The following is a 22014-nucleotide window of genomic DNA, read 5'->3' as shown; positions in this document are numbered from 1 at the left end:
GTTCAGTTAGGGAACCATTTATCGTTAATTTGCTTATAGACACCGTTGGCTTTCAGGGCGTCCAGCGCACCGTTGATTTTTTCCATTAGCGCAGCGTTGTCCTGACGAACGGCTATGCCTAATCCAGAGCCAAAGTAGGCCGGATCGGCGATATGCTCACCCAGCGTTTCAAGGTCAGGGTTGGTTTTTAACCACTCGTTGACCGCCGCTGTGTCACCGAATACGGCATCTAAACGGCCGTTCTTCAGGTCGATAACCGCCGTTTGGTAGCTGTCATAGGGAACAGTATTCACTTCTGGGTGCTTTTCATTCATATATTTTTGATGAGTAGAGCCGTTTTCCATGCCCACTTTCTTCCCCTTCATTTGATCTGGGGAAGTGACGGTGCCTTTACGCACAATAAGCACAGCCGAGTTAGCGTAGTAAGGCTGGCTAAACAATACCTGCTTGCTGCGCTCAGCGGTAATATCCATGCCGGAAATCACGGCGTCATAACGACGGAATTTCAATGCGGGGATCAGGCTATCAAACGGGTGGTTTGAATAGGTACATTCGGCCTTCATTTCCTGACAGAGCGCTTTAGCAAGGTCGATGTCAAAGCCAGCGATCTGGTTATCCTTATCGATATACTCAAAAGGAGGATAGGTGGCGGACGATGCAAAGCGGATAGTCTCAGCAGCCTGTGCGGACAGTGCGACGCTAGCGAATAACAGGGTGGCTAAAACTTTTTTCATGACGAAGGCTCCAGATAGATATAGATATTTTGACTAAAAAATCGAATAAAATGAATATATAGTCAAATGTCATCGAGAAGCAAGTAAAATTTCTTTTGTCGTGAAAAGAAATAGCCACTAGCGTATCGGCTTAAACAGATACATAAAAAACGCCCGGTGCGATAAAGGCTACCGGGCGTTAGTTTACATCTGAGAACACATGTAGTGGGGGGAACGTTAGCGAACGACACTTCCCCAAAGATCGTACTCATCGGCGTTTTCAATCAACACCATCACAACGTCGCCGGGCTTTACGCCGCGCTCTTCGTTAAGATAAACCACACCGTCAATTTCAGGAGCGTCGGCCATGCTTCTGCCGATAGCGCCTTCTTCATCCACTTCGTCAATAATAACGGGAAGTGTCTGACCCACTTTTTCCTGTAGGCGTTCGGTGGAAATGCGCTGCTGTAACTGCATAAAGCGGTGGAAACGCTCTTCCTTCACCTCTTCGGGAACCTGATCGTCCAGCTCGTTGGCGGCAGCCCCTTCAACTGGGCTGTACTTAAAGCAGCCAACCCTGTCGAGACGCGCCTCTTTTAAAAACTCCAGCAGCATCTCAAAGTCTTCTTCTGTTTCACCAGGGAAGCCGACGATAAACGTTGAGCGCAGCGTGAGCTGTGGGCAAATTTCCCGCCAGCGCTTGATGCGCTCTAGCGTGCGCTCCACGGATCCGGGGCGCTTCATGGCCTTCAGCACTTTAGGACTGGCGTGCTGTAGTGGAATATCCAGATAGGGGAGCACTTTTCCAGCAGCCATCAAAGGAATTACATCGTCAACGTGCGGATAGGGATAAACGTAGTGTAGTCGAACCCAAACGCCCAGTGACGCCAGCTGTTCGCACAGGCTGACCATATCCGTTTTGACCGGTTGCCCGTTCCAGAAGCCAGTGCGGTGTTTAACATCAACGCCGTAGGCAGAAGTGTCTTGAGAGATTACTAGCAGCTCTTTGACACCCGCATCCGCCAGGCGTTTGGCTTCATCCAGCACTGAGCCGATAGGGCGGCTGTCCAGATCGCCACGCATTGAAGGAATAATGCAGAACGTGCAGCGGTGGTTACAGCCTTCGGAAATTTTTAGATAGGCATAGTGTTTCGGCGTAAGCTTGACGCCCTGAGCGGGAACCAAGCTAGTAAACGGGTGGTATTCCGGCTTTGGCGCATAGGTATGAACGTGAGCCAGCACCTGCTCATAGCTGTGGGGGCCGGTTATCTCCAAAACCTTGGGATGCACTTCGCGAATTTGGTTTTCTTTTGCGCCCAGACAGCCGGTAACGATCACTTTACCGTTCTCTGCCAGCGCCTCACCTATGGCTTCTAGTGATTCCTGAACGGCGCCTTCAATAAAGCCGCAGGTGTTAACAATCACCAGATCGGCGCCGTCATAGCGGGGAACGATCTGATATCCGTCGGCGCGAAGCTCCGTCAGAATGCGTTCAGAATCAACGAGGTTTTTGGGGCAGCCGAGGGAAACAAAGCCGATAGTCGGGGCGTTACTCATGAAATCTTTTACTCATTAAGGAAAACTGCGCGGATTTTAGCACAAAGGGATAGCGGAGTTACAGACAAGGGCGTAGGGGGATGAAGACAAAAGCGGCGACCGAAGCCGCCGTTTGAAACCTGATGTTACGCGTTATTTGACAACTGAACCGTCTGGGCGACGGAAGTCTTTCCGCTCCCGCCAACTGGTATATAGGGAAGGGATTGCCGCCTGAAGAACGATCAGCAGCAGCCAGACAAACCAGCCCAGCCCTTTCATTACGGTATAAAACGAAAAGGTGGATGACTCATAGCTCTCAACCTGCTTAACGGAAACAATGTTCTTAAACAGGTTGAGCATGTTGAAACGCCAGCCGTAGTAAACAATGCGAGTGACTTGGCCTGCGTCATTGGCGGCCTGGGCCTGAGCCTGAATGTCAGCACTGTTGAACTTGAAGTACCAAGGGAAGCTCCATCCAGTATCTTCGTTGCTGTAAACGACGATCTTCTTGTTTTCATCAATGGTGTAAATGTAGTACACGTCGCGAGTTGGGCCGTCAGCGGGGTTTTCAGCCGAAATAGGGCCGTCGTTATCAACCCGCTTCACTTCTGAACCGGTGATTTTTACGATGTGGCTGGAAGGAAGATAGTAGCTGCAAAGCAGCCCAGTTCCGATGGCAAAACAGACTAGATAGCCAATAAAGATTTTCTTGATTAATGACATAACGTCACGCTTCCCTATGAGGTTTAACGGCACAAGCCGGACGCGGTATTTCTCTATTGTATGATATTGTGAGAAAGCATGCCTAAAGAAAAAGTGTTTTGGGTAAATTACGGGCAATAAAAAGCCCGATAAGCATGAAACGTATTAAGAGCTTATCGGGCCAACCTCAATGAGGGAAGATTGAAAGTAAAGCAGTGGCACTAGTTAAGACGCCGGACAGTTTAAATAGTTCACTATAAATATAGATTTTTGGTACTTTTTTTAAAAAATTTCCTATCAGATTGATTTTTATTAAATTAAAAAATACTTGGCCAAATGATGACAATCAGCGAGCCCGCCAGTGTGAGCAATACGTTGGCAATGGCGTAGGTTCCGGCATAGCCCAGCGCGGGAATATTGCTGCGCGAAGTGTCGCTGATAATCTCCATGGCGGGTGCACAGGTACGCGCTCCCATGATGGCGCCAAACAGCAACGCTCGGTTCATTTTGAGCACATAAGCGCCAAACAGGAAGCAAATCACCACCGGCACCAGACTGACAATAAGCGCAGCGCCCAGCATTTGCCCGCCAACGATGCCAAGGTTGTTGCCAATGCCGCTGCCTGCACTAAGGCCAACGCCTGCCATAAACACCATCAGTCCAAACTCTTTGACCATATTGAGCGCTCCGCGAGGAATATAGCCGAAGGTAGGGTGGTTGGCTCGCATAAAGCCCAGCATAATACCGGAGAACAGCAGCCCAGCAGCGTTGCCGATGCCAAAGGAAAAGTTGCTGAATTGAAAGGTAATTTGCCCAATCATCAGTCCCAGGACAAAGAAAGCACAGAACGCCAGCAGATCGGTCAGCTGGCTGTGAATAGAGATAAACCCGATACGATCAGCGACGCTTTTAACGCGGTGAGCGTCGCCGCTGACGTGCAAAACGTCGCCTTTGTTCAACACAATGTTGTCGTCAATAGGCATCTCTATCTGGCTGCGGATCACGCGGTTTAGGAAGCAGCCGTGGTCAGTCAGGTTAATCTGGCTTAGGCGTTTGCCCACCGCATTGTTGTTTTTCACCACGATTTCTTCAGTGACAATGCGCATGTCGAGAAGGTCGCGCTCAAAGACCTCTTTACCGTTGCGAAAGCTTGGGTCGAGGCGTGCATGGGCGTCAGGGTAGCCGACCAGAGAAATTTCATCATTAAGCTGAAGCACAGCGTCGCCGTCGGGGTTGGCGATAATGCCGTTACGGCGAATTTTTTCAATATAGCAGCCCGTTTGACGGTAGATACCCAATTCCCGAAGGTTCTTTCCGGCAGCCCATGCAACCAGTTCAGGGCCTACGCGATAGGCGCGGATCACCGGCAAATAGACTTTACGCTGACTGTCATGATCCAGACCGCGCTCTCGGGCAATCTGCTGAGCACAGGTTGGCAAATCCTGATGTTGCAGTTTCGGTAAATAGCGAGCGGCGAAAATCAGGCTAACAAGGCCTAGCAGGTAGGTAAGGGCATATCCAAGGCTCAGATGATCTTGCGCCTGGGCCAGCGTTGCCGCGTCGGTGGCGGTATGTCGGAGCGTATCGCCGGCACCTACCAGCACTGGGGTTGACGTCATTGAACCAGCCAGCATACCCGCCGTCAGGCCAATATCCCACTTGAGCAGCTTACCCAGTCCAAGAGCAATAAACAGGGCGCTGGCGACCATGACCAACGCCAGCATAAAGTAGTTTTTACCGTCTCTGAAGAAGATGGCAAAGAAGTTCGGCCCCGCTTCGACGCCGACGCAGAAGATAAACAGCATAAAGCCGAGGTTCAGCGCTTCTGTATTAATGGAAAAGTGGTAGTACCCGAGCAGCAAAGACACTACCAGTACGCCGATAGAGTTTCCGAGCTGAACGCTTCCTAAACGGATTTTTCCCAAACACAGGCCAAGAGCCAGTACGACGAACAGCAGCAATATGTAGTTGCTGTTTAACAGGCCAATAATATCGATATTCACAGTGTTGACTTCAACGTTGTCCGCAGCGGTTAAATAGTGAAATATTTTACAGCATCGCTATAAAAAAGCGTCTTGCTCTGAGTCTTTATCGGGCTGGAGCAAGACGTTTTTCACCGTAGGGGGCTATTTTAGATCTTATTGCGCCACTATTCATCCTGAAATATGCGTTTTGATGAACTCGCAACAATAACAAAAAAAAGAGATGAAATTTGTGTGAGCAGCCTTACAAAAAGTCAACGAATTAGCCTCAGAGTTGCCCTATAAGGGCAACTAGAGCGTGACGCGATACAACAGGTCGGTGAAGTTATTCTCTGGATCCATCTCAAGGGCGAGCGCCGTGAGCATGGGTTTATTGATAATGGCATAGCCGCTTTTTTGCTTTAGCAGCAGGCCATCTCGCGTGAATTGGGCGATAACGTACAGCAGGTGGCGATATGAAACTCCCATATATTCCGCCGCCTGAGTGTGTTTTTCGCGATATTGGTCACTGTGCTGAGTAAGCAAAATAAAGGCCGCCAGTCGATTCACTAAAGGAAACGACTGATTCTGTGTGAGTGAGACAATATTACGGTAGTTCTTGTGGCTCAAGGCGACACAAAGATTGCGCAGAAAAGTTGCATCGTTTAATAGCTGAGGCCGAAACGGCTTCATGGGCAGCGCCAGACACCAGCATTCTTCAATAGACTGAACGGCTCTCGGGGCGTGGTCTTTATTCACTAATTCTATCTCGCCAATAAAACAGGGGGCGCAAAAAAAGTCGATTAGGGAAATCCGGCCATTCGGTAATGTGGCGTAAAGCTTGGCTCGGCCGCGAGCAAGGTAAAACAGATAGGACGGCTGGCTTCCCTCCTTCACGATGTAGTCTCCAGCTGCGATGTAGAACAGCCGAGTATTACGCACAACGTCTACAGAAAACTGGGCTTTATAACCAGAGTCGTTAATCAATTGCTGCTTGAGAACGTCATCTTGGACTTCTTTCATGTTCATTTCCTGATATGAGATTTCTCATATTTAGCATCGGTTTTCTGTTGTTATGCTGCGACCGTCGACCTGATTAAGTTTTCTTTGATAAGACGAAAATAACGTAACAGCTAGCAGAGGAAATAAAAAATGGAAAAGAGAAAGATTATTCTGGATTGCGATCCGGGTCATGATGATGCAATTGCCATCATGTTGGCGGCAAAACACCCGTCTATTGACCTATTAGGGATCACCATTGTTGCTGGAAATCAAACGTTGGATAAAACCTTAGTCAATGGATTAAACGTGTGCCAAACGTTGAATATTGATGTGCCGGTTTATGCCGGGATGCCGCAGCCCATCATGAGACAGCAGATAGTGGCGGATAATATTCACGGTGAATCAGGATTGGATGGCCCAGTATTTGCGCCACTCACTCGTGAAGCGGAAAGTACTCACGCGGTTAAATATATTATTGATACGCTGATGGCAAGCGACGGTGATATTACTCTGGTGCCCGTCGGCCCGCTGACCAATATTGCCGTTGCGATGCGCATGCAGCCCGCCATTTTACCAAAGATTCGTGAAATCGTACTGATGGGAGGAGCCTACGGTACGGGCAACTTTACGCCTTCTGCAGAATTCAATATCTATGCTGACCCTGAAGCGGCTCGCGTTGTCTTTACCTCCGGTGTGCCGCTGGTGATGATGGGATTAGATTTGACCAACCAAACCGTCTGTACTGCTGACGTTATCGCTCGAATGGAAAGGGCGGGCGGCCCCGCCGGTCAGTTATTCAGCGACATCATGAATTTTACCCTCAAAACGCAATACGAAAACTATGGTCTGGCGGGCGGCCCAGTACACGATGCTACCTGCATCGGATACCTCATTCATCCACAGGGCATCACTACGAAGGATATGTACGTTGAAATCGATGTGAACAGCGGCCCGTGCTATGGACGTACCGTGTGCGACGAGCTGGGCGTTCTTGGAAAACCGGCCAATGCGAAAGTGGGCATTACCATTGACACCAAGTGGTTTTGGAACCTCGTGGAAGAGTGCGTGCGGATGTATATCTGATCCTTCACATAGCTGCGCGCTGTCTAGATCATGCGGGAGAGCGAGACGCTGTCGCCGCATGCTTGATGGGCAGAGAGAGGTGCCCTTCATAGGATCAGGCCTGGCATAACGAGATCTTCATTATGGATATAATGAGAAGTGTTCTGGGTATGATGGTGCTATTGACCATCGCTTTCTTGCTGTCAGTGAATAAAAAAAGCATCAGTCTGCGCACTGTTGGCGCCGCGCTGATATTACAAATCGCCATTGGCGGCGTGATGCTCTATTTCCCTCCGGGAAAGTGGCTGGCGGAGCAGGCGGCCTTGGGTGTACATAAGGTGATGACCTACAGCGACGCGGGAAGCGCGTTTCTTTTTGGTTCCCTCGTCGGGCCAAAAATGGAACAGCTGTTTGACGGTGCTGGATTCATTTTTGCCTTTCGCGTATTGCCCGCCATTATTTTTATTACCGCACTGGTGAGCCTGCTTTATTACATTGGCGTCATGGGAGTGCTTATCCGCATTCTCGGTGGGATTTTTCAAAAAGCGCTCAATATTAGCAAAATTGAATCCTTTGTTGCCGTGACGACTATTTTCCTTGGGCAAAACGAAATTCCGGCGATTTTGAAGCCATTTGTCACTCGTTTAAATCGCAATGAGCTGTTTACTGCTATCTGTAGCGGAATGGCGTCCATCGGCGGTTCAACGATGATTGGCTATGCTGCACTGGGCGTACCCATCGACTATCTTTTGGCTGCGTCATTTATGGCGATCCCTGGGGGGATTCTGTTTGCCCGAATGCTGAGCCCGGCGATGGAAGAGAGCCAGGTGACTTTCGATAACCTGTCGTTTACCGAAACGCCGCCGAAAAGCGCTATTGAAGCGGTAGCCAGCGGCGCGACAACCGGGATGAAAATTGCGGTAGGCGTCGCAACGGTCGTTCTGGCCTTTGTTGCTATGATTGCGCTTATTAACGGGATTATCGGTGGCGTTGGCGGCTGGTTTGGTTTTGATGGCGCTACGCTGGAAGGGATTTTTGGCTACCTTCTGGCTCCGCTGGCCTGGCTGATGGGCGTAGACTGGAGCGATGCGTCGTTTGCTGGAAGCCTGATGGGGCAAAAGCTGGCGGTTAACGAATTTGTCGCCTATCTCAGCCTTTCTCCCTATTTGCAGACGGCAGGCGCGCTGGATGGAAAGACTATCGCCATCGTATCGTTTGCACTCTGTGGCTACGCTAACTTCGGCTCGATAGGTGTCGTTGTGGGTGCATTTTCGGCCGTTGCCCCACACCGTACGCCTGAAATTGCCAAACTGGGGCTGAGAGCGCTGGTAGCGGCTACGCTGTCTAACCTAATGAGTGCCACGATAGCCGGCTTCTTTATTGGCTTGGCATAATTTGCCTGATATTAATATGACATAAGAAAACAGGGCGCCAACATATTGACGCCCTGTTTCTTTGTGCTGCGCGATCTTTTATATCTCTTATTTGCTACAGATCCCCACTCTGCTTTTTAATCAGACTGAGTAAGAACAAACAGCAGGAGCACAACACTACCGACGGCCCGGCAGGGGTATCGTAGTTGGCGGAAAGAGCCAACCCCATGCTGACGGCGATAATGCCGATGAGGACAGCGGTTCCCGCCATTTGCTCTGGCGTTTTGGAGAACCGACGCGCTGTAGCGGCGGGAATAATCAGCAGTGAGGTAATAATCAGCGCGCCGACAAACTTCATAGCGACGCCAATTGTTAAAGCAGTAATCAGCATCAGCAGCAGCCGAGTACGTTCTGGATTAATGCCGTCAACGTGAGCCAGCTCCGCATTGATAGTCACGGACAGAAGGCTGCGCCACTGCCAGAAGAGCGTAGCTAAAACAACAGCAACCCCCGCGCCGATCGCCCACAGGTCTTCTCCAGTCACGGAAAGCAGATCGCCAAACAGGTAAGCCATTAGGTCAACCCGCACGTTAGACATCAGGCTGATGGTCACAAGGCCAAGAGAAAGGGCGCTGTGCGCCAAAATGCCCAGTAGAGTATCGACGGCAAACTGAGGCCGACGCTCTAGCCAAACCAGCCCAATAGCCAGCAGCAGAGTAATGACGATCACGGCGTAGAAAGGATTGACGTTCAGCAGTAGGCCAAAAGCGACACCAAGCAGCGAGGAGTGCGCTAGAGTATCGCCAAAGTAGGACATCCTTCGCCAGACGACAAACGATCCCAAAGGGCCCGCAGCCAGCGCCAGAAGTACGCCCGCCATCCAGCCGGGAAAGAGCAGCTCAATCATGTTTATTCTGACCTGTCTTAAGCACAATGCGACCCTTTAGGTCATGATGATGATTGTGATGGTGGTGATAAATAGCCAGCCGTTCAGCGCCGCGCTGGCCAAACATGGCAATAAACTCAGGGTGATGAGAAACCGCCTCTGGCGCTCCGGAGCAGCAGATATGCTGGTTCAGGCACAGGACTTCATCGGTTTTCGCCATAACCAGATGCAGGTCGTGAGAAACCATAAGAACAGCGCAGTTCAGTTCGGTTCTCAGATGAGCGATCAGATCGTAAAGCGCCAGTTGCCCGTTAACGTCAACGCCCTGCGTGGGCTCGTCTAAAACAAGCAACTGGGGTTTGTTCAACAGCGCTCTGGCCAGCAGCACGCGCTGAGTTTCACCACCGGAAAGCTTTTGCATCGGCATAGACACTAAGTGTTCTGCCTGTACGCGCGCCAGTGCGGGGAGAATATCGTCCTTTTTTACGCCGGGGCGTAGGGTCATAAAGCGAGACACTGTCAAAGGTAGGGTAGGGTCGAGGTGCAGCTTCTGCGGTACATAGCCAATGCGCAGGTTTTTACTGCGGTTGACAGTACCGGAGGTCGGCTTGATTAAGTCAAGGACAACGCGCACTAGCGTTGATTTCCCTGCGCCATTGGGGCCTAACAGCGTCAAAATTCGCCCAGCGTCCAGATTCAGGGAGACATTAGACAGGACTTTGCGGTGGCCGAAAACGACGGAGATGCGATCTAATTTAAGCAAACTGGACATAGTTCATTTTTCTTGCACAATGCTCATTTTGTTATATTATAACATATCAAGATTGAATGTCACTCACCAATAGCAGAAACAACAGAAACCTACCGTGGGGTATTACCTATGCAGCACATGCAGCGAATTTCAACAGTCAGCAAGCTACGTCGTCTTTTTCTCACTGGCGTGCTGTGCACTGCGGGCGTGAGTTTTGCCGCCTCGGCGACTGTATTAACGTCGACGAAGCCGCTGGGATTTATTGCTGCCGCCATTACGGACGGAGTGACGCAAACAGAAGTGCTGCTTCCCGATGGCGCTTCGCCGCATGATTATGCGCTTCGCCCGTCAGATGTCCAGAAAATACGATCTGCCTCACTGGTTGTATGGGTAGGGCCCGATATGGAAGCTTTTTTATCTAAACCACTGGCTCAGGTAGACGAATCAAGAAAAATTGCTCTGGCTGAATGGAAAACTATTAAGCCTCTGCTGTCAGGAGGTGAAGACAGCCACGATCGCGAGCATGAGCATGAGCATGTTACTCAATCTATTGATAATAAAGAGCATGACGACGACGACGGGCATCATCATGGCGGTGTTGATATGCATATTTGGATGTCACCAGAGATTGCGCAGCGCTCAGCGGTGATCATTCATGACAAATTATTGGAACTTATGCCCCAAAATAAAGACAAACTAGATGCTAATCTGGCACAGTTTGAAAAAGAACTGGGGAAGACAAAAGAAAATATTGCTAATATAATGCAACCGTTGCGGGGTAAGGGATACTTCGTCTTTCATGACGCCTATGGCTACTTTGAGAAAGCATTCGGATTAACCCAGTCGGGTCATTTTACTATTAATCCGGAAATCCAGCCTGGTGCGCAACGTTTACATAGTATAAGAACACAGTTGGTTGAGCATAAAGCGGTATGCGTTTTTGCTGAGCCACAATTCCAGCCAGCCGTCGTCAACGCTGTCGCTAAAGGGACTGATGTCCGAATTGGCGTGCTTGATCCGCTCGGCAGCAATATAACGTTAGGTAAAGATAGCTACTTACAACTTCTAACTCAGCTATCCCAACAGTTTGCGAGCTGCCTGGAATGAAACAATGAGGAAATTTCGTAGTGCTGCAAGTAGCTCGTTCGATTGCGCTGAAGTATAACAATTTGCCCACGCCCCATAAGCTGACTCTTGGGGCTCTTCTATTTCTCACTTGGAGTACACTGGTCTGGCAGGCCGCGAATTATAAGCCTGATGCCGATAACGAGACCTTTATTCCATTGCCGACGATCCCTATTCCTAATGGAGCGTCTGCCGATCCGTCTATCGTGGATAACTCTGAGCCTATGGATCAGCCCACTCCGGACGATGAAATTCCCAAAGACGAACTGGATGACGCAGGTGCGCCCAGCGAGTACGTCGTTTCTAACGGCGATACGTTAAGCAGCATTCTTACCCAGTTTGGTATCGACTCTTCCGACGTTTATCTCCTGACGAATAAAAACAGCGCGCTGGCTAACCTCAAAATTGGTCAACAGCTGAGCTGGACGCTAAACGAAGAAGGCGATCTTCAGACTATGACCTGGATCGTTTCTCGCCGCGAAACCCGGATCTATGAGCGCATCGACGGCGTATTTAAAGAAACCGTAAACGTGCTGAAGGGCGAATGGAAGAACGATGTGGTAGTCGGCACGCTTGACGGCAGTTTTGTTGCCAGTGCTCGCGCAGCCGGTTTGACCAACGGTGAAATTAACGCCGTGACGAAAGCGCTGCAGTGGCAGCTGGATTTCCGCAAGCTGCGCAAGGGCGATCGTTTTTCTGCACTGTTCTCCAGAGAGAAGCTCAACGGGAAAAACGAAAAGAGTCAGCTGCTGGGCGTCAGAATGCAAAGCGGCGGTAAAGACTACTATGCGATCCGCTCTACGGACGGCAAATTCTATAACCGTGAGGGGGCAGGGCTGGCAAAAGGCTTCCTGCGCTACCCAACCACGAAACAGTATAAGATTTCATCACAGTTTAATCCGCGTCGCCTTCACCCGATTACCGGGCGTGTTGCACCTCACAAGGGCGTTGACTTCGCCATGCCTATTGGTTCGCCAGTGCTGGCAGTCGGCGATGGGAAGTGGTGGTGGCCAAGTTTAGCGGCGCAGCGGGTAACTATGTTGCCGTTCGCCACGGGCGTCAGTACAGCACACGCTATATGCACATGAATAAAATCCTGGTTAAGCCCGGTCAGAAAGTGAAGCGTGGCGATCGAATTGGCCTGTCTGGGAATACCGGTCGTTCAACAGGCCCGCACCTGCACTATGAACTGTGGGTCAACGAGCAGGCGGTTAACCCTTTGACGGCCACGCTGCCGCGTTCCGACGGCCTGGCGGGTAAAGATCGCTCCGAATATATTGCTCTGGTGAAAGACGTCGTACCGCAGCTGACGTTCTAACGCTCACAAAAAGAGAAAACGCTGCTAATGGTTCTGGCAGCGTTTTCTTTTGTGCGCTATACCCCTTTAAATAATGATGAATGCGCGTTCGTTAACTAAATGAGCTTAGGCATGCAGAAGAAACAACCTCGTTCAAACATTGAGTTTATTCCGGTTTTTAAGGCCTCGTTTTTTTACCCCAAGTACTGGGGCGTTTGGCTAGGCGTTGGCGCTATGCTGTTGCTGGCCTATGTGCCTGCAAAGATCAGAAATCCATTCTTGGGCTTGCTGGGGAAATGGGTCGGTAAATATGCCGGAGACGCTCGCCGCAGGGCGCGAATCAACCTCTATTACTGCTTTCCTGAAATGGAAGAGCGCGAGCGTGAAGAGCTGATTGACGAAATGTTTGCTACGGCCTCGCAGTCTATGATGCTGATGGTTGAACAGGCGGTGCGCAGCCCTGAGTTTCTGCTGAAAAGAACCCGCTGGCACGGCGAAGAGATTATTGAAGCAATGCGTGCTGAAGGCCGCAACGTGATTTTTATGGTGCCCCACGGCTGGAGCGTTGACGTTCCCGCCATGCTGTTGGCTGCCAAAGGGCAAAAAATGGCGGCAATGTTCCATAACCAAAAAAATGAGCTGGTTGACTGGATGTGGAACGCAGCCCGCCGCCGCTTTGGTGGCCGGATGCATGCCCGAGACGACGGCATTAAGCCGTTTATCAGCTCGGTTCGTCAGGGCTATTGGGGCTATTACTTACCTGATCAGGATCATGGTGCCGAACACAGCGAGTTTGTGGACTTTTTTGGCACCTACAAGGCAACAATGCCCGCAGTAGGGCGGCTGATGAAGGTTTGCCACGCGGCGATTGTTCCGCTGTTTCCCGTTTATCGCGCCAAAGAGGGCATTTTGGACGTTTACATCCATCCTCCTATGGACGACATAGCCGAAGCGGACAATGAGACGATCGCCCGCCGCATGAATGAAGAGTTGGAAAAACTGGTGATGCCCAACCGTGAACAGTACGTCTGGATCCTGAAGTTTATCAAGACACGTCGCAACGGCGAGATCCAGCCCTATAAGAGAAAAGATCTGTGGCCGCGCAAGAAAAAGTAGTGAGCGAAACGGATATCTGAAAAGGGTATTAACAGGTGAAAGAAAAGGGCCATAAAGGCCCTTTTTTACTGCGTACGTTATGACACGGTCTGGGTTTACTCAACCCGTAAAATGCGGCAGGTATTGGTGCTGCCAACCAGAGCCATGACGTCGCCCTGAGTAATAATCACCAAATCGCCGGACATCAAGAAGCCTTTATCTCTCAGCTGATTGGTGGCGGCCACTGCTGCGGTCAAACCATCACAATCACCGGTAAACAGCACCGGCGTGACGCCTCGGTAAAGAGCGCACAGGTTTAGCGTCTGCTCGTGACGCGACATAGCAAAAATCGGCAGGCCAGAGCTGATGCGGGACATCATCAGTGCCGTACGACCCGATTCTGTCATGGCAATGATTGCGCTAATACCTTTCAGGTGGTTCGCTGCGTACATGGTGGACAGCGCAATGGTGTCCTCGATATTGTCGAACTGAACGTCAAGACGGTGCTTAGAAACGTTAAGACGCGGCATTTTTTCAGCACCGATACACACGCGCGCCATGGCAGCTACGGTTTCTGCCGGATACTGGCCTGCTGCGGTTTCCGCTGACAGCATAACGGCGTCAGTACCGTCGAGCACGGCGTTAGCGACGTCCATCACCTCTGCACGCGTAGGCATCGGGTTAGTGATCATTGATTCCATCATCTGGGTTGCGGTGATCACGGTTCTGTTTAGCTGACGGGCGCGAAGGATAAGCTTTTTCTGTACGGCAACCAGCTCGGGATCGCCGATTTCAACACCCAGATCGCCTCGAGCAACCATAATGGAGTCGGAGGCTAGAATAATGTCGTCAATGGCTTCATCGGTTGCGACCGCTTCAGCGCGTTCAACTTTGGCAACAATTTTGGCGTTACAGCCAGCGTCGCGGGCCAGACGGCGAGCGTAGTTGAGATCTTCCCCCGTGCGAGGGAAAGAAACCGCCAGATAATCGACGTTAATTTTGGCCGCGGTAGCAATATCGGCTTTGTCTTTTTCTGTCAGTGCTTCGGCGGACAGGCCTCCGCCCAGTTTGTTAATGCCTTTATTGTTGGAAAGCGGGCCTCCGACGGTCACTTCGGTAAACACTTTCACGCCCTGAACTTCCAGCACTTTCAGCTGAACGCGGCCATCGTCCAGCAGCAGAATATCGCCGGGAACAACGTCAGAAGGCAGGCCTTTATAGTCGATGCCGACTTTTTCTTTATCGCCGTCGCCAAGAGAGAGGTTGGCGTCAAGCAGGAAACGGTCGCCGACGTTGAGAAATACTTTTCCTTCTTTAAAGGTGGAGACGCGGATTTTGGGGCCTTGAAGGTCGCCGAGAATGGCAACGTGTTTGCCCAGCTTGGCGGCGATTTCTCGAACTTTATTGGCGCGGAGCTGGTGGTCTTCGGCGGAGCCGTGGGAGAAATTGAGACGGACAACGTTAGCGCCGGCTGCAATAATTTTTTCTAGGTTATTGTCGCGGTCAGTGGCAGGGCCCAACGTGGTAACAATTTTGGTTCTTCTAAGCCTTCTGGACATGAGTAACTCCATTTATACGGCCGAATCGATTTCGACCGCCATTTTCTAGCTGTTGGTAGAAAATCAGGTAGGGGTAATACCTGAGGCTGTTGCTTTTTGTCACATGCAGGCCTATTAAAATAGGCTCTATGTAATTACTGACTGGCTTTATACCACTATCTCTCGGACATCTCAAACAGAGGCTGTCTCGTTTCACGGCGCATGGATAAAGTCATGCAGAGTGTCATAAAGAAGCTATTTTTTATCGAAGCGCGACTCTTTAAGCGCATTTTTCACTCGCTTAAGGCTTTCTTTGGCTTGAGTATTTCGCAGCGTAAATCCGGTGGCCAGCACGTCAATAATGGTGAGCTGAGCCAGCCGAGAGACCATAGGCATATAGACGTCGGTGTCTTCCGGAACGTCGAGCAGAATAGAGAGGTCAGCCGCCTTGGCCAGCGGCGTGCCCTGTGAGGTGATGGCAATGACAGTCGCGCCATTTTTACTAGCGATTTCCGCCAGTTCAACCAGATTTTTGGTTCTCCCACTGTGGGAGATTAACACCACTACGTCACCGGAATTGGCGTTCATGCAGCTCATCTGCTGCAGTACAATGTCATCAAAGTAGATAACGGGAACGTTAAAGCGAAAGAATTTGTTCATCGCGTCGTGAGCCACAACGGAAGAGGCGCCGTAGCCAAAAAACGAGATTTTTTTTGCATCAATTAAGAGATTAACAGCGCGGTTGATGGCGGCAATATCGAGGCTATTTTTCGCCATATTAAGACTGATGACGGCGGAGTCGAAAATTTTATAGGTAAAGGCATCCGTGGCGTCGTTTTCATTGACGTTGCGGTTAACGTAGGGGGTTCCGTTGGCAAGGCTTTGAGCCAGCGCCAGCTTAAAGTCTGGAAACCCTTTGGTGTTAAGCCGTCGACAAAAGCGATTAACGGTAGGTTCGCTGACGTTAGCGATTTTTGCCAGCGTGGCGATGCTGGAGTGAATAGCCGTTTGCGGCGCCGCGAGGATGGCATCAGCGACTTTTTGCTCTGATTTACTCAGGGAGTTCCGACATTGGTGAATTCTTTCCAGCATCGTTTTTATGCCTCGCGCTCTTTTGCCTATTACATTTAAAGGAGAAACCAATCTTGGTTTTATGGAAATATACTATGGCGCAAAAGCGCCCGTCGCGTTAAACGCGCTTTTTTGTAATTTTTTTTCATGAACTTTGATCGACGTCTGATTTTAGCGGGGCGGCGATGAGAAATACGACGAATATTTGGCAAAACTCCCGTAGTTTTAGCGAATTAAGTCAAATGAAACGGCGTTTTATTTTATAAGTGACGCTTTTCCTTTTGGCTGTTTACGGCGCGAAAGTAAAAGAGTACATTACTTATGTAATAAAATTACATGAACGTTTAGACCGCAAAAAAAGAAAATGCGGTTCATTGAGGAGACTGTCATGGTGGATGATTCAATCGCTCAGGCATGTGACTTGGTTATTTTTGGCGCTAAGGGCGATCTGGCCCGACGCAAGCTTATTCCTTCCCTTTATCAGCTAGAGAAAGCGGGGCATATTCATCCGGATACTCGCATTATTGGCGTTGGGCGAGCGGAGTGGGACAAGGCGGCCTATACCGAGGTGGTTGAAACTGCCCTGAAAACCTTTATGAAGGATGCGGTTGACGCCGAGGTTTGGCAGCGATTAAGCCAGCGTCTGGATTTTTGCAATCTGGACGTTAATGAAGCAGAGGGCTTTATCCGTCTGGGTAAAATGCTCGATCAGGAAAACCGAATCACCATTAACTATTTCGCTATGCCGCCGAGTACCTTTGGTGCAGTGTGTCGTGGGCTTGGCGAGGCCGGGTTGAGTAAATTCCCTAGCCGAGTGGTGATGGAAAAGCCCCTCCGGTACAGATCTGAAGTCCTCTCAGGAAATCAACGATCAGGTTGCGCAGTATTTTGACGAGTCGCAGGTTTACCGTATTGACCACTATCTGGGCAAAGAAACCGTGCTTAACCTGCTGGCGCTGCGCTTTGCCAACTCGCTGTTTGCCGCCAAGTGGGATAACACCGCTATCGATCATGTTCAAATCACCGTTTCTGAAGAAGTGGGGATCGAAGGCCGGTGGGGCTATTTCGACAAGGCTGGTCAAATGCGAGACATGGTGCAAAACCACCTGCTGCAAATTTTGACCATGATTGCCATGTCGCCTCCGGTAGATCTCAGTGCAGACCGCATTCGCGATGAAAAAGTAAAAGTATTACGCTCTCTCAGACGTATCGATCACACCAACGTTCGTGAAATGACCGTTCGCGGCCAGTACACCGCAGGCTTTGTTCAAGGGCAGAAAGTACCCGGCTATTTGGACGAAGAGGGCGCCAATAAGCGCAGTAACACGGAAACTTTTGTTTCTATTCGCGTTGATATCGACAACTGGCGCTGGGCCGGTGTGCCGTTCTACCTGAGAACCGGCAAACGCCTGCCCACTAAGTGCACAGAAGTGGTTATCTACTTTAAAAACCCACCGATGAACCTGTTTAGAGACTCCTACCAGTCGCTGCCGCCGAATACGCTTACCATTCGACTACAGCCGGATGAAGGCGTCGAAGTGCAGATCCTTAACAAAGTGCCGGGGCTCGATCATAAACACCGCCTGCAAACCACCAAGCTTGACCTGAGCTTCTCTGACACCTTCCACGAGCAGCGGGTTGCCGATGCCTATGAACGACTGCTGTTGGAAACGATGCGCGGCATTCAGGCGCTGTTTGTACGCCGCGATGAAGTGGAGGAGGCGTGGAAATGGGTTGATTCAATCATGAACGCTTGGGCTGCGGACAATGAGCCGCCGAAGCCCTATCAGGCAGGAACCTGGGGGCCGGTTGCCTCCGTGGCGATGATCACTCGAGACGGGCGTTCATGGAGTGAGTTCGAGTAGCGTTAAGCGCCGGTAGCCAAAAGGCTATCGGCATCCGGTGAATGAGAAGAGAAAAAGAGAAGGGTGAACACTGTGGCAAACTTCATTAGCTTTCCCTCCGCCGAGGAGCTTAACCGCCGACTGGCGCAGCGTATTGTCGCGGCCTTACAGCAGGGCATAGCGGAAAAAGGGCAGGCAAGCCTGGTCGTTTCCGGCGGCAAAACGCCGCTTGGGCTGTTTAAGTTGCTGAGCCAGCAGCCGCTGGACTGGGCGCGGGTGACCGTAACGCTGGCCGACGAGCGCTGGATAAACGCGGACGATCCCTCCAGCAATGAAAGGCTGGTGCGCGAAAATCTGCTGTGTGGCGCTGCCGCAGCGGCAAACTTTGTACCGTTAAAAAACGCCAGCGCTACGCCGTTTGATGGCGTAGAGGACGTTGAACAGGCGATTGACGCAATAGCGAAGCCGTTTGATGCCGTTATTCTTGGTATGGGAGACGATGGCCACACGGCTTCACTGTTCCCCGGTGCGACAAATCTTTCAGCCGCGTTGGATATGTCATCACACCGCCTGGTTTTTGGCATGACCCCGCTAACTGCTCCTCTTGACCGACTGACGCTGACGCTGCCTGCGCTGCTCAACGCTCGCCAGATTTTCCTTCATTTGGTCGGGGAGAATAAGCGCACGGTTTACCAGCAGGCACAAAGTGGCGACGACGTGCAGGAGATGCCGGTTCGCGCCGTGCTGCACCAAACCAAGGCATCGGTCGACGTATTCTGGTCGGCCTGATGCATAAACCCCGCGTGCGGCGGTTTCGCTGTGCGCTACTTTTAATCGCCGCGGCATACTGAGGTATCGACCGGCAACCAGGAGAATGAAGCGAATGAAAAACTGGAAAACCAGCGCAGAAAGCATTTTGTCCACCGGGCCGGTCGTGCCCGTCATCGTTATTAAAGAACTGAAGGACGCTGTTCCTTTAGCCAAGGCGCTGGTTGCCGGCGGCGTGCGCGTTCTTGAAGTGACTCTGCGTACTGCCTGTGCTCTGGACGCTATCCGCGCTATTGCTAAAGAAGTGCCTGAAGCTATTGTTGGTGCAGGTACTGTGCTGAATCCTCAGCAGCTGGCAGAGGTTGCGGCGGCTGGCGGTCAGTTTGCTATCAGCCCCGGTTTGACGGAGCCTCTACTGCAGGCGGCGGTTGACGGCGATATTCCTCTAATCCCCGGTGTGAGCAGCGTTTCTGAGCTGATGCTCGGTATGGACTATGGTCTGCGTGAATTCAAGTTTTTCCCAGCCGAAGCCAACGGCGGTGTTAAAGCACTGCAGGCTATCAGCAGCGCGATTTCTCAGGTCCGCTTCTGCCCAACTGGAGGAATTACTCTTGGCAACTGCCGCGATTACCTTGCTCTGCCTAGCGTACTGTGCGTCGGCGGCTCTTGGTTTGTTCCCGGTGACGTCATCGCCAAAGGCGACTTTGCGCGCATTACCGAGCTTGCCAGCGAGGCCGTAGCGCACGCTAAAGGCTAATAGGCACTTCTCTATTCAGTGAAAACCGCCTGTGCTGATGTTAGGCGGTTTTTTTATGCATAAAAATAGGTTTTTTATTAAATTTACCTTGTGAGTATGTGTTGTTTTTAAAATAAATAACGCTTCTTTATTTGATTTCGCTATTTCCCTATGGTAGAAATAGAACCGTGAACCATATTACAGGAGGGGTAAGCGCAAATCGTGGTTTTTGACACGACTGACAACCAATTCATTATGACGTCTATTCAACGTTTTTTATTACGTACATCTACCTTCGTTTTCTTTATATCCTCTGTCCTTGCCAGCGAGCTCAACTGGAGCGCCAAGCGTTAGCGTCTTTCTCCGTAGTCTGTTAGCAGACTCATAATTCAACGTCCGTTTTTTATCGCAAAAGCGATTGGCCTTTGTTTATTTTTTAAAAATAAACATGTCAATTTTTTGTATTAAAGCGGCGCATATAAAAATTAAACGGAGAAATTAAAATGAAATACTGGTTATTTTTATTTATGGCCATTATTACCGAAGTAATCGGCACGCTGTCGATGAAATATGCCAGCGAAACTGGGCATATTTACGGCCATATCGCAATGTATGTGATGATAACGCTTTCTTATATTTTACTGTCAATATCCGTTAAGCGCGTGGCGCTGGGCGTGGCCTATGCTCTATGGGAAGGCATTGGCGTACTGTTGATTACGTTATTTAGTGCCCTGATTTTTGGCGAAGCTATTTCGATGATGAAGGCTCTGGGACTGACAACACTGCTGGTGGGTATTATTCTTATTAAACAGGGGACTCGAGTAGTAAAAAGTGATGTTGAAAAAGAAGAGGTGCTCCATGCAGCAGCTTGAGATATATCACATCGCGTTTCTGGCGCTGGCGATTGTATTAGAAATTGTGGCTAACGTGTTTTTGAAGTTGTCCAACGGATTTAAGCGTATGGGGATGGGGTTGCTCTCCCTCGTCTGTGTACTGGGTGCCTTTAGCGCTCTGGCTCAGGCGGTAAAAGGAATGGATCTTGCCATTGCCTACGCGCTGTGGGGCGGATTTGGCATCGCTGCTACTGTGGCCGCTGGCTGGATCATGTTTGGTCAGCGGCTAAACCGCAAGGGCTGGGCAGGGCTGATACTGTTGCTTGCCGGAATGATTATGCTTAAAGTGGCTATCTGACGTTTTCGCTTTACTGCCACGGCTACCGGATAGCTGAAGGTTTCAGTAAGTTTACAGGAAGCCGACATGATTATCAGCGCAAGCCGCCGAACGGACATTCCCGCCTTTTACGCCGACTGGTTTATCCAGCGCGTCAGGGCGGGGTTTTTATTGAATAGAAATCCGTTTAATCCCCGTCAGATTAGTCGAATCTCTCTCATGCCGGCAGACGTCGACGCTATCGTCTTTTGGACGCGTAACCCAGCACGCCTGATGCCTTACCTGTCGGAATTGGATGAGCGCGGCTACCGCTACTATTTCCAATATACGCTGACTGGCTACCCGCGCGAACTGGAAGCCAAAACGCTACATCCCTTAAAAAGCCTTGAGGTGTTTCAACGCCTTTCAGACCAAATAGGGCGAGAAAAGGTGATTTGGCGTTACGATCCCATTCTTCTCTCCAACCTGCTGCCGTATGACGAACACCTGAGGCTGTTTGGCAAACTGGCCGCAAGCCTGAACGGCTGCTGCGAGCGCGTTGTGATTAGCTTTGCCGATATTTATGCCAAAACGGCTCGAAACCTGAAGCAGACGCCTTCACTGATTTATAGCGATATTGCTAAGGACGTCAGCCTCTGTCAGTCGCTGGCGCGAGAGCTTGCCGAAATTGCCCGAGCCAACAATATGGCGATCTCTAGCTGCGCTGAGTCGATGGATTTAACCGCTTTTGGCATTACTCACGGCAAGTGCATTGACGACGTGCTGTTAAAGCAGCTGTTTGCTATCGACGTCAGCAGCGCTAAAGATCGCGGACAGCGCGAAGCCTGCGGCTGCATAAAAAGCGTCGATATCGGCGCCTACAATACCTGCCTGCACGGCTGTAAATATTGTTATGCAACGTCGAATCACGTTTTGGCGACAGAAAACTATAAGCAGCATTCGCCGCTGAGCCCGTTTTTATTGGGAGAGGAAGAGCGTGACTAGCGGGAGATTATTAGGGAGACAACTGTTAAGTGAAAAAGGCGGCGAATAGAGCGAAATAGGAGAAAAAATACCTTTCCTTATTCTTCGGCTATTTTTTCGTAAAAAGAGCAACTTAACGTAAGTTGTAATTTCTGTTTAGATATGTAGACAGGATTGGAATATCGTAGTGTGGCTATGTGCATTGATTGCACGAAAGGCAATGTTTTTTCGCTTCTCTACATAAAGGGATTATTAGAAGATAAAAAGCAGGATTATTACACTGGATAATAGCCAGACTAGAAAAAAACGTCTGATAGTATTTACTCTTTTGAAACAAAGCCAGATAGCAGCAGCCATAAATAATCCATATATTAAGGTGATGATTATAACTAACGTAGCTATGCCCATTTATTTCTCCTTT

Annotated in this window: 20 protein-coding genes and 1 pseudogene; 12 read left to right on the top strand and 9 right to left on the bottom strand. The window is 50.3% G+C overall.

Annotated elements, in window-relative coordinates; all coding sequences use genetic code 11:
- Positions 1-2: 2 nt before the first annotated feature.
- The 5 genes from artJ to DQM29_RS09680 all read right to left on the bottom strand — a co-directional run bounded on the left by artJ (position 3) and on the right by DQM29_RS09680 (position 5935).
- The gene (gene artJ / locus DQM29_RS09700; protein WP_111740503.1) at positions 3-734 is read right to left on the bottom strand and encodes an arginine ABC transporter substrate-binding protein; all 732 of its coding nucleotides are present in this window, start codon (positions 732-734) and stop codon (positions 3-5) included.
- 216 nt (positions 735-950) lie between these two features.
- A complete protein-coding gene (rimO, locus tag DQM29_RS09695) occupies positions 951-2270 on the bottom strand; it encodes a 30S ribosomal protein S12 methylthiotransferase RimO (RefSeq protein WP_111740502.1) in 1320 nt (439 codons plus the stop codon).
- A 132-nt stretch (positions 2271-2402) separates the two neighbouring features.
- Entirely contained in the window at positions 2403-2972 is a 570-nt protein-coding gene (locus DQM29_RS09690; protein WP_111740501.1) for a DUF1523 family protein, read from the bottom strand.
- A gap of 296 nt (positions 2973-3268) precedes the next feature.
- A complete protein-coding gene (locus DQM29_RS09685) occupies positions 3269-4954 on the bottom strand; it encodes an aspartate:alanine antiporter (protein ID WP_111740500.1) in 1686 nt (561 codons plus the stop codon).
- Positions 4955-5224: 270 nt separating this feature from the next.
- Positions 5225-5935, bottom strand: coding sequence for a transcriptional regulator YeiL (locus DQM29_RS09680; protein WP_111740499.1), 711 nt, complete (start codon positions 5933-5935; stop codon positions 5225-5227).
- Between the two features lie 129 nt (positions 5936-6064).
- Here DQM29_RS09680 and rihB point away from each other — a divergent pair, with 129 nt between their 5' ends.
- Both rihB and DQM29_RS09670 read left to right on the top strand, forming a co-directional pair.
- Entirely contained in the window at positions 6065-6997 is a 933-nt protein-coding gene (gene rihB / locus DQM29_RS09675; RefSeq protein WP_111740498.1) for a ribosylpyrimidine nucleosidase, read from the top strand.
- Between the two features lie 122 nt (positions 6998-7119).
- A complete protein-coding gene (locus tag DQM29_RS09670; RefSeq protein WP_111740497.1) occupies positions 7120-8370 on the top strand; it encodes a NupC/NupG family nucleoside CNT transporter in 1251 nt (416 codons plus the stop codon).
- Between the two features lie 94 nt (positions 8371-8464).
- Here the strand turns inward: DQM29_RS09670 and znuB are convergent, their stop codons facing one another.
- Entirely contained in the window at positions 8465-9256 is a 792-nt protein-coding gene (znuB, locus tag DQM29_RS09665) for a zinc ABC transporter permease subunit ZnuB (RefSeq protein WP_111740496.1), read from the bottom strand.
- Positions 9249-10007: a zinc ABC transporter ATP-binding protein ZnuC gene (gene znuC, locus DQM29_RS09660; RefSeq protein WP_111740495.1), complete on the bottom strand. Its 759-nt coding sequence runs from the start codon at positions 10005-10007 to the stop codon at positions 9249-9251. The genes znuB and znuC overlap by 8 nt, the downstream gene beginning before the upstream one ends.
- A 108-nt stretch (positions 10008-10115) precedes the next feature.
- On the opposite strand from znuC, the gene znuA reads away from it, so the two are divergent.
- The 4 genes from znuA (at position 10116) to lpxM (ending at position 13524) form a co-directional block, all read left to right on the top strand.
- Positions 10116-11093, top strand: coding sequence for a zinc ABC transporter substrate-binding protein ZnuA (znuA, locus tag DQM29_RS09655; RefSeq protein WP_232054891.1), 978 nt, complete (start codon positions 10116-10118; stop codon positions 11091-11093).
- A 20-nt stretch (positions 11094-11113) separates the two neighbouring features.
- A complete protein-coding gene (mepM, locus tag DQM29_RS09650) occupies positions 11114-12199 on the top strand; it encodes a murein DD-endopeptidase MepM (RefSeq protein WP_415270865.1) in 1086 nt (361 codons plus the stop codon).
- Entirely contained in the window at positions 12112-12429 is a 318-nt protein-coding gene (locus tag DQM29_RS18725; RefSeq protein WP_415270864.1) for a peptidoglycan DD-metalloendopeptidase family protein, read from the top strand. Before mepM ends, DQM29_RS18725 begins: the two co-directional genes overlap by 88 nt.
- Positions 12430-12540: 111 nt before the next feature.
- Positions 12541-13524: a lauroyl-Kdo(2)-lipid IV(A) myristoyltransferase gene (gene lpxM, locus DQM29_RS09645; RefSeq protein ID WP_111740494.1), complete on the top strand. Its 984-nt coding sequence runs from the start codon at positions 12541-12543 to the stop codon at positions 13522-13524.
- A gap of 95 nt (positions 13525-13619) precedes the next feature.
- Here the strand turns inward: lpxM and pyk are convergent, their stop codons facing one another.
- Both pyk and DQM29_RS09635 read right to left on the bottom strand, forming a co-directional pair.
- Entirely contained in the window at positions 13620-15062 is a 1443-nt protein-coding gene (pyk, locus tag DQM29_RS09640; RefSeq protein WP_111740493.1) for a pyruvate kinase, read from the bottom strand.
- Positions 15063-15296: 234 nt separating this feature from the next.
- Positions 15297-16133, bottom strand: a complete 837-nt coding sequence (locus DQM29_RS09635) for a MurR/RpiR family transcriptional regulator (RefSeq protein ID WP_111740492.1) — start codon at positions 16131-16133, stop codon at positions 15297-15299.
- A 367-nt stretch (positions 16134-16500) separates the two neighbouring features.
- On the opposite strand from DQM29_RS09635, the pseudogene zwf reads away from it, so the two are divergent.
- From zwf to DQM29_RS09605, 6 genes and pseudogenes are all read left to right on the top strand, one after another.
- Positions 16501-17977: pseudogene (gene zwf / locus DQM29_RS09630) on the top strand (glucose-6-phosphate dehydrogenase).
- A 72-nt stretch (positions 17978-18049) separates the two neighbouring features.
- The gene (pgl, locus tag DQM29_RS09625) at positions 18050-18745 is read left to right on the top strand and encodes a 6-phosphogluconolactonase (protein ID WP_111742056.1); all 696 of its coding nucleotides are present in this window, start codon (positions 18050-18052) and stop codon (positions 18743-18745) included.
- 94 nt (positions 18746-18839) lie between these two features.
- The gene (locus tag DQM29_RS09620; RefSeq protein WP_111740491.1) at positions 18840-19481 is read left to right on the top strand and encodes a bifunctional 4-hydroxy-2-oxoglutarate aldolase/2-dehydro-3-deoxy-phosphogluconate aldolase; all 642 of its coding nucleotides are present in this window, start codon (positions 18840-18842) and stop codon (positions 19479-19481) included.
- 482 nt (positions 19482-19963) lie between these two features.
- A complete protein-coding gene (mdtJ, locus tag DQM29_RS09615) occupies positions 19964-20332 on the top strand; it encodes a multidrug/spermidine efflux SMR transporter subunit MdtJ (RefSeq protein WP_111740490.1) in 369 nt (122 codons plus the stop codon).
- Positions 20319-20651, top strand: a complete 333-nt coding sequence (mdtI, locus tag DQM29_RS09610; RefSeq protein WP_111740489.1) for a multidrug/spermidine efflux SMR transporter subunit MdtI — start codon at positions 20319-20321, stop codon at positions 20649-20651. The genes mdtJ and mdtI overlap by 14 nt, the downstream gene beginning before the upstream one ends.
- A gap of 66 nt (positions 20652-20717) precedes the next feature.
- Positions 20718-21614 (top strand): DUF1848 domain-containing protein, encoded by an 897-nt coding sequence (locus DQM29_RS09605; protein ID WP_111740488.1) that lies wholly within the window; start codon positions 20718-20720, stop codon positions 21612-21614.
- Positions 21615-22014 lie beyond the last annotated feature (400 nt).

It is taken from the genome of Leminorella richardii (assembly GCF_900478135.1).
Lineage (GTDB): Bacteria > Pseudomonadota > Gammaproteobacteria > Enterobacterales > Enterobacteriaceae > Leminorella > Leminorella richardii.
The sequence above is the reverse complement of the archived record's forward strand: the minus strand, read 5'-3'. Positions and strand labels throughout refer to the sequence as shown.

Coding starts and splice junctions, on each gene's coding strand:
- artJ (WP_111740503.1), bottom strand. CDS start 734: ATGAAAAAAGTTTTAGCCACCCTGTTATTCGCTAGCGTCGCACTGTCC.
- DQM29_RS09690 (WP_111740501.1), bottom strand. CDS start 2,972: ATGTCATTAATCAAGAAAATCTTTATTGGCTATCTAGTCTGTTTTGCC.
- rihB (WP_111740498.1), top strand. CDS start 6,065: ATGGAAAAGAGAAAGATTATTCTGGATTGCGATCCGGGTCATGATGAT.
- znuC (WP_111740495.1), bottom strand. CDS start 10,007: ATGTCCAGTTTGCTTAAATTAGATCGCATCTCCGTCGTTTTCGGCCAC.
- DQM29_RS09605 (WP_111740488.1), top strand. CDS start 20,718: ATGATTATCAGCGCAAGCCGCCGAACGGACATTCCCGCCTTTTACGCC.
- lpxM (WP_111740494.1), top strand. CDS start 12,541: ATGCAGAAGAAACAACCTCGTTCAAACATTGAGTTTATTCCGGTTTTT.
- pyk (WP_111740493.1), bottom strand. CDS start 15,062: ATGTCCAGAAGGCTTAGAAGAACCAAAATTGTTACCACGTTGGGCCCT.
- DQM29_RS09620 (WP_111740491.1), top strand. CDS start 18,840: ATGAAAAACTGGAAAACCAGCGCAGAAAGCATTTTGTCCACCGGGCCG.
- DQM29_RS09635 (WP_111740492.1), bottom strand. CDS start 16,133: ATGCTGGAAAGAATTCACCAATGTCGGAACTCCCTGAGTAAATCAGAG.
- rimO (WP_111740502.1), bottom strand. CDS start 2,270: ATGAGTAACGCCCCGACTATCGGCTTTGTTTCCCTCGGCTGCCCCAAA.
- znuA (WP_232054891.1), top strand. CDS start 10,116: ATGCAGCACATGCAGCGAATTTCAACAGTCAGCAAGCTACGTCGTCTT.
- DQM29_RS09680 (WP_111740499.1), bottom strand. CDS start 5,935: ATGAAAGAAGTCCAAGATGACGTTCTCAAGCAGCAATTGATTAACGAC.
- mdtJ (WP_111740490.1), top strand. CDS start 19,964: ATGAAATACTGGTTATTTTTATTTATGGCCATTATTACCGAAGTAATC.
- znuB (WP_111740496.1), bottom strand. CDS start 9,256: ATGATTGAGCTGCTCTTTCCCGGCTGGATGGCGGGCGTACTTCTGGCG.
- DQM29_RS09670 (WP_111740497.1), top strand. CDS start 7,120: ATGGATATAATGAGAAGTGTTCTGGGTATGATGGTGCTATTGACCATC.
- mdtI (WP_111740489.1), top strand. CDS start 20,319: ATGCAGCAGCTTGAGATATATCACATCGCGTTTCTGGCGCTGGCGATT.